This is a genomic window from Olsenella intestinalis (assembly GCF_023276655.1).
Classification (GTDB): Bacteria; Actinomycetota; Coriobacteriia; order Coriobacteriales; family Atopobiaceae; genus Olsenella_J; species Olsenella_J intestinalis.
In genome coordinates this window covers 588,249-600,322 of record NZ_JALGRK010000002.1, presented here as the reverse complement: position 1 = coordinate 600,322, position 12,074 = coordinate 588,249, and the positions used below count along the sequence as shown (strand labels likewise).

Annotated in this window: 10 protein-coding genes; all 10 read left to right on the top strand. The window is 68.0% G+C overall.

The genetic code is table 11. The annotated features are described in order from the left end of the window. The first annotated feature begins 103 nt into the window (after nt 1-103). Nucleotides 104-955: an NAD(+)/NADH kinase gene (locus tag M5D76_RS07325; protein WP_248923069.1), complete on the top strand. Its 852-nt coding sequence runs from the start codon at nt 104-106 to the stop codon at nt 953-955. A gap of 4 nt (nt 956-959) precedes the next feature. Further along, on the top strand, nt 960-2,603 hold the full coding sequence (locus tag M5D76_RS07320; RefSeq protein ID WP_248922730.1) for a DNA repair protein RecN: 1,644 nt from the start codon (nt 960-962) through the stop codon (nt 2,601-2,603). A gap of 118 nt (nt 2,604-2,721) precedes the next feature. Beyond that, nucleotides 2,722-4,368 carry a CTP synthase gene (gene pyrG / locus M5D76_RS07315; RefSeq protein WP_248922729.1) on the top strand — a complete coding sequence of 549 codons (1,647 nt, stop codon included), beginning with the start codon at nt 2,722-2,724 and terminating at the stop codon, nt 4,366-4,368. Nucleotides 4,369-4,475: 107 nt separating this feature from the next. Beyond that, nucleotides 4,476-5,435 carry a site-specific tyrosine recombinase gene (locus tag M5D76_RS07310; protein ID WP_248922728.1) on the top strand — a complete coding sequence of 320 codons (960 nt, stop codon included), beginning with the start codon at nt 4,476-4,478 and terminating at the stop codon, nt 5,433-5,435. Between the two features lie 264 nt (nt 5,436-5,699). Beyond that, nucleotides 5,700-6,128, top strand: coding sequence for a division/cell wall cluster transcriptional repressor MraZ (locus M5D76_RS07305; protein ID WP_248922727.1), 429 nt, complete (start codon nt 5,700-5,702; stop codon nt 6,126-6,128). Nucleotides 6,129-6,146: 18 nt separating this feature from the next. After that, nucleotides 6,147-7,118, top strand: coding sequence for a 16S rRNA (cytosine(1402)-N(4))-methyltransferase RsmH (gene rsmH, locus M5D76_RS07300; protein ID WP_283102119.1), 972 nt, complete (start codon nt 6,147-6,149; stop codon nt 7,116-7,118). A gap of 133 nt (nt 7,119-7,251) precedes the next feature. Next, nucleotides 7,252-7,788: a cell division protein FtsL gene (locus M5D76_RS07295; protein WP_248922725.1), complete on the top strand. Its 537-nt coding sequence runs from the start codon at nt 7,252-7,254 to the stop codon at nt 7,786-7,788. Between the two features lie 9 nt (nt 7,789-7,797). Next, nucleotides 7,798-9,579: a peptidoglycan D,D-transpeptidase FtsI family protein gene (locus M5D76_RS07290; RefSeq protein WP_248922724.1), complete on the top strand. Its 1,782-nt coding sequence runs from the start codon at nt 7,798-7,800 to the stop codon at nt 9,577-9,579. 17 nt (nt 9,580-9,596) lie between these two features. Continuing rightward, nucleotides 9,597-11,042, top strand: a complete 1,446-nt coding sequence (locus M5D76_RS07285) for a UDP-N-acetylmuramoyl-tripeptide--D-alanyl-D-alanine ligase (protein ID WP_248922723.1) — start codon at nt 9,597-9,599, stop codon at nt 11,040-11,042. Next, nucleotides 11,042-12,073 carry a phospho-N-acetylmuramoyl-pentapeptide-transferase gene (gene mraY, locus M5D76_RS07280; protein ID WP_248922722.1) on the top strand — a complete coding sequence of 344 codons (1,032 nt, stop codon included), beginning with the start codon at nt 11,042-11,044 and terminating at the stop codon, nt 12,071-12,073. Before M5D76_RS07285 ends, mraY begins: the two co-directional genes overlap by 1 nt. The last annotated feature ends 1 nt before the right edge of the window (nt 12,074 follow it).

The following is a 12,074-nucleotide window of genomic DNA, read 5'->3' as shown; positions in this document are numbered from 1 at the left end:
CACGCCATGCTGGAAGACGGCCGTTGCGCGGGTGCTACACTCCTCTTACTAGCTGACCTTACAGGCTGACCTTAGTAGCTGACGACTAGAGGGAGTGATGCTCGTGAAGGTGCTGCTCGTTCCTAACTACTCTCGCCCCGAGGCGGTCGAGGGCGCCAGCTCTCTCGCGGATTGGCTTGAGGGCGAGGGCGTCGAGGTCCAGTGGGCCCATGACAAGAAGCTGTTCCCCGACAAGGTCGTGGACACGGACGGCGTGGGGCTCGTGGTGTCGCTCGGTGGCGACGGCACGCTGCTGCGCGCGGCGCGCATCGTGGGCTACGAGGAGATTCCCGTCGTCGGCATCTCGTACGGGCACCTGGGGTTCCTCACCTGCGGAGGTCCGGCCGACCTCAAGCAGATCGTCATGAGCGCGCTGGCCGGCGAGATGCACGCGTCGCATCGCGCGACCCTCGACATCGAGGTCGAGCTCACCGACGAGCAGGGCAACGTCCACACGGAGCGTCGCTTCGCCCTGAACGACCTGTCGCTCACGCATGGCATCAAGGGCGACATGATCGTGTTCGACGTGTCGGTCTCCGGACACCACATCGACAGGCTGCGCGCCGACGGCTTCGTCGTCTCGACGGCGACGGGCTCGACGGGATATGCGCTCTCCGCGGGCGGGCCGATCGTCTCGCCCGAGTACTCGGGCATGGTCTGCGTCCCCGTGGCGCCCCACACGATCCAGGCGCGCGCGTTTCTCACGTCGCCGTCGGACGTGGTGGAGATCGAGATCAACCCCGAGCGTCGCTCGGAGCGCCTGTTCTTCGCGGACGGCCAGGTCATCGGCGAGGGACTCGTCGCGACGCGCGCGACCGTGCGTCGCGGGCCCGGCGACCTCATCCTTCTCGACAAGAGCGTGACGAGCTTCTACCAGTCCGTCTCTCGCGTCTTCTACGGCAGGGCGGGGAAGTAGGGCCATGATCGACGAGCTGCACGCACAGGACGTAGCCCTCATTCGCGACGCGACCATTCGTCCCGCGGCCGGCCTCACGGTGCTCACCGGCGAGACGGGCACGGGCAAGACCGCGCTCCTCTCGGCCATCAAGCTGCTCATGGGCGAGCGCGCCGACGCCGGTGCCGTGCGCGAGGGGGCGGACGCCCTCGTGGTCGAGGGGCGCTTCTTCGGCGAGGGACTCGACCCCGACGGCTGCGTGGTGCGCAGGCGCGTCGAGGCGGCCGGGCGCGGCCGCGTGGAGCTCGACGGGCGCATGGCGTCCGTGCGAGAGGTCGCCGAGGGGGTCGGTGCCACGATCGACCTGTGCGGCCAGCACGAGCACCAGCGCCTCATGCAGGTCTCGAGCCACGTGGGCCTTCTGGACGCGTGGGCGGGAGACGGCGTCGCCGGTGCGCGCGAGGCGTACGCTGCGGCGTTTGCCGCGGCGCGCGAGGCGGCCGCGGAGCTCGAGCGCGTGCGCGAGATGAGTCGGACCGCCGGCGAGCGTCTCGAGGAGGCGAGCTTCGCGCTTCGTCGCATCGACGAGGTGTCGCCGCAGGAGGGCGAGCTCGAGGAGCTTGAGCGGACGCTGCCGCGCGCGGAGCACGCCGAGCAGCTGCTGAGGTGCACGGCCGCCGGCCACGAGGCGCTCTCCGGAGACGAGGGGGTCTGCGACACGCTTGCCGCGCTCGTCTCGGAGCTTAAGGGGGCGGCCGCCTATGACGAGAGGCTCGGCGCGTTCGCGAGCCAGCTCGAGGGGTCGCTCATCGACGTGGAGGACCTGTCGGGCGAGCTGAGGAGCTATGCCGACTCGATGGACTTCGACGGCGAGCGCCTCGCCGAGATGCAGGAGCGCATGAGCGCGCTGAACGGCCTCTTGCGCGCGTTCGGGCCGCGCATGGAGGACGTGCTCGCGCGGCGCGAGGAGGCCGCGGAGGTCGTCTCTGCGGCTGAGAACGGCGACGAGGTCGTGCGCAGGGCGAGCGAGGCCTGCGAGCGCGCCGAGGGGGAGCTGGCGCGGTGCGCCGACGCCCTCGACGCGGCCCGGGCGAAGGCGGCTCCGCACCTCTCGGCGGCCATATGCGAGCAGATGGCGTGCCTCGAGATGGGCACGGCAGCGGTCGAGGTCGCGCAGGAGCGCCTGCCTCGCGCGGAGTGGACGGCCACGGGGCCGAGCCGCGTCGAGCTGATGTATAGGCCTGCGGCGTCGATGAGCGCCCGACCGCTCAGGAAGATCGCCTCGGGCGGCGAGATCTCGCGCGTGATGCTGGCGTGCAAGGTCGTGCTGGGCGAGGCGGACGAGACCGAGACGCTCGTGTTCGACGAGGTGGACGCCGGCGTCGGCGGCGCGACCGCCGTGGCGCTCGCGCAGGTGCTCGCGCGGCTCGCGCGCACGCACCAGGTCATCGTCGTCACGCACCTCGCGCAGGTCGCCGTCATGGGGGAGTGCCACTACCTCGTCTCGAAGGTGGGCGACGACGCGCCCGAGACGCTGATCGAGGAGATCGAGGGCGACGAGCGCGTGGCCGAGGTCGCGCGCATGCTGTCGGGCGACCAGACGCAGGCCTCGCTCGAGCACGCCCGCGAGATGCTCGAGGAGGCGTCGCGCATTCGCGAGGCCCTCTAGCTGGGGTCATGCTCTTCTCGTCATGAACGTATGAAGGCGCGTATCCTCGCCCGAGCGGCTTGGCGGCGGGCTATAATGAAGTCCCGTGTAGAAAAGACCTATACGGGAAGGGCTTCAAATGGCTAAGCACATCTTCGTCACCGGCGGCGTCGTCTCATCTCTGGGCAAGGGAATCACGGCCGCCTCGCTCGGCAGGCTCCTCAAGGCTCGTGGCTACAAGGTCACGATGCAGAAGGCAGACCCCTACCTGAACGTCGACCCGGGCACCATGAGCCCCTTCCAGCACGGCGAGGTCTTCGTGACCGAGGACGGCCGCGAGACCGACCTCGACCTCGGTCACTACGAGCGATTCATCGACGAGAACCTCACGAGCGGCTCCAACTTCACCTCGGGCCGCATCTACCAGTCGCTCATCTCGCGCGAGCGCGCAGGTGACTTCCTGGGCGGCACCGTCCAGGTCATCCCGCACGTGACCAACGAGATCAAGGAGCGCTTCCGCCGCATGGAGGAGCAGACCCATGCGGACGTCGTGATCACCGAGCTCGGCGGCACCATCGGCGACATCGAGGGCCAGGCGTTCGTCGAGGCCATCCGCCAGTACCGCAAGGAGCAGGGCCCGGGCAACACCCTCGTGATCCACGTCAGCCTCGTCCCGTACATCTCCGCCGCCCACGAGGTGAAGACCAAGCCGACCCAGCACTCCGTCAAGGAGCTCAGGTCCATGGGCATCCAGCCCGACATCATCGTGTGTCGCTCCGACCACGAGGTGGACGCCTCCATCCGCGCGAAGATCGCGCACTTCTGCGACGTCGACGAGAGCTGCGTCTTCCAGAACAGGGACTGCGCCTCGATCTACGACGTCCCGCAGCACCTCTCCGAGCAGGGCTTCGACGCCCGCGTGCTGTCGATCCTCGGCCTCGAGCAGCGTGAGTGCGACATGAGCGAGTGGGACGGCTTCGTCGAGCGCATGCACGCCGCCTCGGCCAAGGAGGACGTCACCCGCATCAAGGTCGTCGGCAAGTACACGCAGCTGCCCGACGCCTACCTCTCCGTCATCGAGGCGCTGCACCACTCCGGCGTCACCTTCGGGCGCAACGTGTCGGTCGAGCTCGTCGACGGCGGCCTGCTGAGTGCCGACAACGTCGACGAGGTGCTCGCCGACGCCGACGGCATCCTGGTGCCGGGCGGCTTCGGCCAGCGCGCGTTCGAGGGCAAGATCCTCGCGGCGCGCAAGGCCCGCCAGGACCTCGTGCCCTACCTCGGCATCTGCCTGGGCCTTCAGGTCGCGGTCTGCGAGTTCGCCCGCGACGTGGCCGGCATGCCGGGCGCCAACTCCACCGAGTTCGACCCCGAGTGCGCCTTCCCGGTGATCGACCTCATGCCCGACCAGAGGGGCGTCACCGACAAGGGCGCGACCATGCGCCTGGGCGCCTACCCCTGCGAGGTCCGTCCCGAGACGCTCGCGGCCGAGGCCTACGGCAGCGCGCTCGTGAGCGAGAGGCACCGCCACCGCTTCGAGGTGAGCAACGACTTCCGCGACCGCCTCGAGGAGGCCGGCCTGGTCCTCTCCGGCCTCTCGCCTGACGGCCGCCTGGTCGAGATGGTCGAGCTGCCGCGCGAGGTGCACCCCTGGTTCGTCGCGAGCCAGGCCCACCCCGAGTTCAAGAGCCGCCCGACCAAGCCCGCGCCGCTCTTCCGCGAGTTCGTGCGTGCCGCCATCGCCCGCCACGAGGGCGTCGACCGCGCCGAGGTGACCATCGCCTAGAGGCGCCCGCGGCTTCGAATCACACGCTCTTCTCGGCTGCTCCGTCCGTCCGGCATTGGTATATGCTGGTCGGACGGAGCGTTTTTGTGCCCAGGGGGAGGTGCGGGATGGAGCTTGGCCAGGCGCGCGAGGAGTTTCTCGGCTACCTCGCCGTGGAGCGCGGCAGCTCCCAGAACACCGTCGAGTCCTACGGGCGCGACCTTGCGCGCTACGTCGACTTTCTGGCCGCGCGCGGCGTTGCGGAGCCGGCCGACGTCACGCGCCACGACATCGAGGCGCATCTCGCCGAGCTTGCGGCGCAGGGGCTGTCCGCGGCCTCGGTGCAGCGGGCGGTCTCGGCGATCAAGGGGTTCCACAAGTTCATGGTCGTCGAGCGGATCTGCGAGAGCCATCCCGCGTCGCAGCTCGTGATGCCCAAGCGGCCCGAGCGCCTGCCCGACGTGCTGGGTCACGACGAGGTGTTCAGGCTGCTCGACGAGCCGTTCGCGCCGGAGCTCGAGCCCGAGGCGCGCACGCTCAAGAGCGGCGCGGCCGATCGCCGCGCGCAGTCGGCGTTCCATCGCGACAAGGCGATCCTCGAGGTGCTCTACGGCTGCGGGCTGCGCGTGAGCGAGCTCGTGGGGCTGGACCTGCGCGACGTGCTCTTCGACGACGAGGTCCTGCGCGTGATGGGCAAGGGGCGCAAGGAGCGGGTCGTGCCGCTGCTCGGCACCGCGCGCGAGGCGCTTGCGACCTACGTGGACGCGTGGCGGCCGGTGCTGGCGCGCGGCGGGCGCGACGGGGGAGCGGTCTTCCTCAACAGGCGCGGCGGCAGGCTCAGCCGCCAGGCCGTCTTCGGCATCGTCGAGACCTACGGGGCGGTCGTGGGTATCAAGGGGCTTCATCCCCACACACTTCGCCACACCTACGCCACCCACCTGCTCGAGGGTGGCATGGACCTGAGGGTCGTGCAGGAGCTCCTGGGGCACGCGAGCATCTCGACGACGCAGCTCTACACCCATGTCGACCGCACTCACGTGCGCATGGTGTACCTCGAGGCGCACCCCCGGGCGCGCCGCCGGGCCTGAGGGCAGGCTCTTCTCGCCATTCACTGTTCGTTCATATTTGGCCCGTGAGCTGCGGCAGAGACGTTCCTCGGCGTTTGTGGGCCAGAACATTCGTTCTCACAACATGTTGGGTACCCGTCTCGGCAACGTGATGCCGAGCGGGGCATTTTTGGCGCCGAGAGTCAAAAAGTGTCGGAAAGTGTTGCGTAGTGTCGGACGTAAACATATAGTTGTTGTCACGTTCTCAAAGGGATGAGGCTCCCTGAGTTGAAGAGGGGAGGGGCAATGTACCTGACTGGCACCTACAAGCACAACCTCGATGCCAAGTCGCGCGTTACCCTTCCGGCTTCCATTCGCAAGCAGTTCGACGACAAGGTCTGCCTCGTTCCCGTTGATGGCGCGATCTACGGTTTCACTCCCGAGGGTCACGAGGCCTGGGTGCGGAGCTTCTTCCCCGAGGGGTTCAACCCCCGCAACAAGAGGGACGTCAAGCTCAGCAGGATGCTCACCTCGATGACCGTCACCGTCGACCTTGATTCGGCTGGTCGCCTTGCCCTCGGCAAGGTGGACCCGGAGCGGGTCGCCAAGTGCGGGATCGAACGCGAGGTTGCGGTCGTTGGCAACAACGACCACTTCGAGATCTGGGACGCTTCCCGTTTTGACGAGGAGCAGAAGGAGATGGAAGAGAGCCTCGAGGACCTGATGTTCGACTAGCGCGAGGGAGTGGGAATCTTGACAGTGGAATATCGGCACGTACCCGTGATGCTGGACGAGGTTCTGTCCGAGCTCGACCCCAAACCAGGCGAGGTGGTCTGCGACTGCACCCTGGGCGGGGCGGGGCACACGGTCGAGATGGCCAAGCGAATCCAGCCCGATGGGCTCTCGATTGGCATCGACCAGGACGACATGGCCCTCGCCGCGGCGGCGCAGCGCTTCGAGCGCGAGCTGGCCGGCTGCGAGCACCGCTTCCTCAAGGGTAACTTCGGTTCCCTCGATGAGCTCCTCGTCCAGGCTGAGGTGCCCGGCGTCGACTGCTTCCTGTTCGACATCGGAGTCTCCTCCCCACAGCTTGACATCCCAGAAAGGGGCTTCTCCTACCACGAGGACGCCCCGCTTGATATGCGAATGAATCCGGGGAAACACACCCAAACCGCAGCTGAGGTCATAAACAACTACAACGAAACCGACCTCACCCGGATTCTTCGTGTCTATGGCGACGAGAAGTACGCCGCCAGGATCGCCCGCCAGATCGTGCGGGCGCGCGAGAAGGAGCCGATCGAGAGGACGCTCCAGCTCGTGGAGGTCATCAAGGCCGCGATTCCCGCTGCCGCCAGGCGGCACGGCGGACACCCGGCCCGCAAGACCTTCCAGGCCCTGCGCATCGAGGTCAACCATGAGCTCGATGTTCTGGACCAGGGGCTTCGCGCGGCGATTCGCTGGGCCAACACGGGTGGCAGGATCTGCGTGATCTCCTACCACTCGCTCGAGGACCGGATCGTCAAGCACGTCTTCGCGGAGATGTCGAAGGGCTGCATCTGCCCGCCGGACCTTCCGGTGTGCGCCTGCGGTCACGTGCCGATAGTCGACGTCAAGACACGCAAGCCCCTCGTCGCGAGCGAGGGGGAGGTGGCCCAGAATCCTCGGGCCCGAAGCGCGCTCATGAGGGTGGCGGTGAAGAGGGACGTCACGGAGGAGCGCATCTGAGCAAGCACGCGGCCTGGCCGCATGCAAATACAACATATACGTAGCAGCATGAAGTAGAACGAAGCTCAATCGCACTACCAATGCACCACAGAGCCACCGCGTGCGGTGGTTCTTCCAATCAAGGGGGAGCACGATGTACCAGGGATCCGAGGCATACAGCCTCTACGGCGCCGAGAGGGTTCGCCGCCAGGAGAGCCACGCCCCCTTCGAGGTCGTCCGAGGCGGCGGGCTTGACGCCCAGGTCCGTCAGGGCGTCTCGCACACCTTCGTCTCCCGCCTGGTTGTCGCAATGGCCGCCGTGACCGTGTTCGTGTGCCTCGGCTTCTGCCGCGTCGCGCTGACCACCGCGACGGTCTCCCAGCTCCAGCAGACGGCCTCCCTCAAGGAGGACATCGTCTCCGCCACCGCTACCAACAACGACCTCCAGATCGAGCGTTCCGTTCTCTCGAGCTCGTCGCGCATCGACCGCATCGCCACCCAGAACTACGGCATGGTGTACCCCACCTCGAGCGACTCGATCACCGTCGGCGAGTCCGGCAACCTCGACGAGGCGCTTTCTACGCCGATCGCCGCAGACGCTGCCGAGGAGGCGGCCGACGACGACCCTGAGGCTTCTGCAGATGCTACGCAGAACGCCGCTGCGGCCGACCCGAGGCTCATGACGTCGTAGACTAGAGCCGTGAGAGATCGAGATGGACAGAGGCGCCCAAGGCGCACGCAGGCACGGGGAGCTTCCTATGACGAGGCTCCCCGATATCGTGCCGGTAGGCGTGGCGTCCCCACCCAGGGCGGAAACTTCGAGAACGCGGCACGCATCATCACCGCGATCGTGGGCGTGGTCTGCCTGGCGGTCGTCATAAAGCTCGTCTCGCTCCAGGTCTTCCAGGCGTCGGACCTCACCCAGGAGGCCGAGGCGCGCAGGTCCCAGGTGGCCGTGCTCCACGCCAAGCGAGGCACCATCTACGACCGCAACGGCAACGTGCTCGCCATGAGCAAGGCCTGCGAGACCATCTACTGCAACCCGCGCGAGGTCAACGACCCCTCCGGCGCCGCCGCGATCATCGCGCGCGAGTGCGGCGGCGACGCCTCCACCTACCTCTCCCGCATGCGCGGCGACGGCACCTTCTCCTACGTCGCCCGACAGGTCGACACCGAGGACGCGGACTCCATCCGCGAGGACTTCGCGGCCCGCGGCGTCGAGGGCCTCTACTTCCTCGAGGACACCAAGCGCATCTATCCCTACGGCGCGGTCGGCGGCCAGGTGCTCGGCATGGTCGGCATCGACGGCGACGGCCTCTCGGGCCTCGAGCTCTACTACGACGACGTCCTCAAGGGGGAGGACGGGAAGATGGTGCTCGAGACGGGCGCGGGCGGCACCCCCATCGCCGGCGGCAACTCCCACACCACGGAGGCCAAGGACGGCACCGACATCGTCATCTCGCTCGACATCGACATCCAGCGCGTCGCCGAGCAGACCATCAGCGAAGGCATCACCAAGTACAGCGCCGACTCCGGGTCGGTCGTCGTGACCAACCCCGCCAACGGCGAGATCCTCGCCGCATGCTCCACGCCGCTGTTCGACATCACCAACACGTCCAACATCGCGGACGGCGCGCTCGCGCTCAAGCCGGTCTCGTCCTCCTACGAGCCGGGCTCCATCTTCAAGGTCCTGACCACCGCCATCGGCCTCGACGCGGGCAAGATCTCGACGAGCGACGTCTACACGGTCCCCGGCAAGGTCAAGGTCGGCGACGACCTCGTCGGCGACGACGACGGCCGCACCGAGACCATGACCATGGACCTGCGCGAGCTGCTCAGGAGGTCCTCCAACACGGGCATGGCGCTCGTGGCGCAGGACTACATCGGCGAGACCACCTTCGCCCAGGGCGTGAGCAAGTTCCAGATCGGCAAGCCCACCGGCATCGACTACCCCGGCGAGGTCGAGGGCCTCGTCAAGCAGCTCAACCAGTACGACGGCGCAAGCCTCGGCACGATGTCGTTCGGCCAGTCGCTCGCCGTCCCCTCGATCCAGATGATCCGCGCCATCGGCTCGATCGCCAACGGCGGCACGCTGCAGACGCCGCACTTCCTCATGAGCAAGGGCGGCCAGACCGTCGACTGGCCCTCGGGCGGCACCACGGTCTCCAAGGACTCCGCGGCCACGACCGTCGACCTCATGCGCTCCGTCATGGAGCCCGAGGGCACGGGTGCCCTCGGCGTGGTCAAGGGCTACGACATCGCGGGCAAGACCGGCACCGGCGAGCAGGCCGACGAGAACGGCTACATCGAGGGCAAGCTAGTCAGCTCCCTCATAGGATTCGCGCCCGCCTCCGACCCCGTCGTGATGGTCTACGCCGCTCTCAACGGAACTCCATATTTGGCCTCGGACTCCGCCGCGCCGCTATTCTCTACTATCATGGGGGAGGCGCTCTCCGATTTGGGGCTGCAGCCGTCTTCGTAGGTTCGGGAGAGGTTTCGATGTTTAAGTTCACTGTCGACGAGGTCGCCCGCGCATGCTCTGCTGAGCTCGTGGCCGGCAACGCCTCCGACGTCGTCTCCGGCGTCGCGTACGATTCGCGAGCCGTCGAGAAGGGCATGCTCTTCGTGTGCATCCCCGGCGAGCGCGTTAACGGCAACAGGTTCGCCGCCTCGGCCATCGCATCCGGCGCCGCTGCGGTCGTCATGACCGAGGAGCCCGCCTCCGACGCCCTCGACGCCGCCCGCACCCACGGCGCGGCCGTCCTTCGCGCCGACGGCGACGACCCCGAGGAGTTCCTCCTGCGCCTGGCCGGCGCCTGGCGCGACGCGAACCCGCAGTGGAAGGTCGTCGGCGTCACCGGCTCGGTCGGCAAGACCACGACCAAGGAGCTCTGCGCGGCGGCCCTCGGCGCGACCTATCGCGTCCACGCCACCGCCGGCAACCTCAACAGCCTCATCGGCCTCCCCGTGACCGTGCTCTCCGCATCGCCCGAGGACGAGGTCCTCGTCCTCGAGATGGGCATGAACCACGCCGGCGAGCTCACGCGCCTCTCGCGCTGCGGCCGCCCCGACGTCGCCCTCATCACCAACGTCGGCACGAGCCACATCGGCATCCTCGGCTCGCGCGAGAACATCGCCCGCGCCAAGGCCGAGATCCTGGCCGGCATGAGGCCTACCGAGAAGAGCGACGGCCTTCCCTCGTGCCTCTTCGTGACGTCCGACAACGACTTCGCCGACTTCATCGAGTCCGGCTTCGCCAGGCCCGCGGGCGTTGACGTCAGGCGCGTCGGCCCCTCGAGGGACCTCGCCGTCAGCTGCGGCGACGTCACCCTCGACGACGAGGGCATGCCGAGCTTCGGCCTCGCCTTCGCCGACGGCTGGCACCGCGACGTCACCCTGGGCATCCCGGGGCGCCACGTCGTCTCCGACCTCCTGCTCGCCATGGCCGTCGCCGACCGCCTCGGCGCCGACCGCGACGCCGCGATCGACGCCGTCTGCGCCATGCGCCAGGCCCACATGCGCCTCGAGGTCGTGACCGCCCCGGGCAAGCCCCGCATGATCGACGACACCTACAACGCGAGCCCCAGCTCCATCGCGGCCGCACTCGAGGTCCTCTGCTCCATGTCCTGCGAGGGCCGCCGCGTCGCGGTCCTCGGCGAGGTGGGGGAGCTCGGCGACGAGTCGAGGCGCCTTCACGGCTACATCGGCGCCTTCGCCGCGGCCAAGAAGCTCGACCTCCTCGTCTTCGTGGGCGGCGAGATGGCCCGCGAGATGGCCGAGGCCGCCCGCACGATGGGCCACTCCGAGGACGCCCTCGAGGTCGTCGCCGACGCCGACGAGGCCTGCCGCACCATCGCGCCGCTCCTCGAGGAGGGCGACCTCGTCCTCGCCAAGGCCTCGCGCTCCGTGGGGCTCGACGCCTTCGTCAAGGGGGTGCTTGCCTAGTGTTCGGCAACCCGAGCTATCCCTCGTACCAGATCTTCCTCGCGGCCGCCATCGCGGCGATCGTCGTGATCGTGGTCATGCCGCTCTTCATCAAGCTCATGCGCCACGAGGGCGTCGGCCAGCAGATCCGCGCCGACGGCCCGCAGCGCCACCTCGTCAAGCAGGGCACGCCCACCATGGGTGGCGTCGTATTCCTGCTCGCGGTGCTCGTCACCTGCGTCATCCAGGCCAAGTGGACCACCGACCTCGTCCTGGCCATGGCGGCCACCTTCGCGACGGGCTCGCTCGGCCTGCTCGACGACATCGAGAGCGTCGCCCACAAGCGCTCGCTCGGCCTCACGCCCCTGCAGAAGATGGTCGGCCTCGTCCTGATCTCGGTCACCTTCTGCCTCGTCGCGGTCAACACCTGCCGCGTCGCCCCCTGGATCGAGCTGCCCGGCGGATTCGCCATCAACCTCGGCGTCCTCACCACGGTGATCGACCTTGGCGGCACGATCATCCAGATCCCCTGGCTCTACGTCTTCTTCGTGTTCCTGCTCATGGCGGGCCTCTCCAACGCCGTCAACCTCACTGACGGCCTCGACGGCCTCGCCGGCGGCTGCGCCTTCGTGGTCATGATGATCATGTGCCTCGTCGCCTTCAGGCACGGCGAGAGGAACCTCGCGATCTTCGCCTCGGCGTTCGCGGGCGCCCTCATCGGCTTCCTCTGGTACAACTGCTATCCCGCCTCGATCTTCATGGGCGACACCGGGTCGCTCGCGCTCGGCGCCGGCTTCGCGGCCCTCGCCGTCCTCACCAAGACCGAGGTCACCTCCCTGGTCATGGGCGGCCTCTTCATCGTCGAGGCCCTCTCCGTCATCATCCAGGTCATCAGCTTCAAGACCACGGGGAAGCGCGTCTTCCTCATGTCGCCAATCCATCATCACTTCGAGAAGAAGGGCTGGAGCGAGACGAAGGTCGTCATTCGCTTCTGGATCGTCTCGGCAGCTTTCGCAACGCTCGGATTCGCCCTCTTCTTCCAGCTTAGCTAGG

What these genes read in the sequence shown, in the direction of transcription:
- pyrG (WP_248922729.1), top strand. Translation starts at nt 2,722, where the DNA reads ATGGCTAAGCACATCTTCGTCACCGGCGGCGTCGTCTCATCTCTGGGC.
- M5D76_RS07310 (WP_248922728.1), top strand. Translation starts at nt 4,476, where the DNA reads ATGGAGCTTGGCCAGGCGCGCGAGGAGTTTCTCGGCTACCTCGCCGTG.
- M5D76_RS07285 (WP_248922723.1), top strand. Translation starts at nt 9,597, where the DNA reads ATGTTTAAGTTCACTGTCGACGAGGTCGCCCGCGCATGCTCTGCTGAG.
- M5D76_RS07305 (WP_248922727.1), top strand. Translation starts at nt 5,700, where the DNA reads ATGTACCTGACTGGCACCTACAAGCACAACCTCGATGCCAAGTCGCGC.
- M5D76_RS07295 (WP_248922725.1), top strand. Translation starts at nt 7,252, where the DNA reads ATGTACCAGGGATCCGAGGCATACAGCCTCTACGGCGCCGAGAGGGTT.
- M5D76_RS07320 (WP_248922730.1), top strand. Translation starts at nt 960, where the DNA reads ATGATCGACGAGCTGCACGCACAGGACGTAGCCCTCATTCGCGACGCG.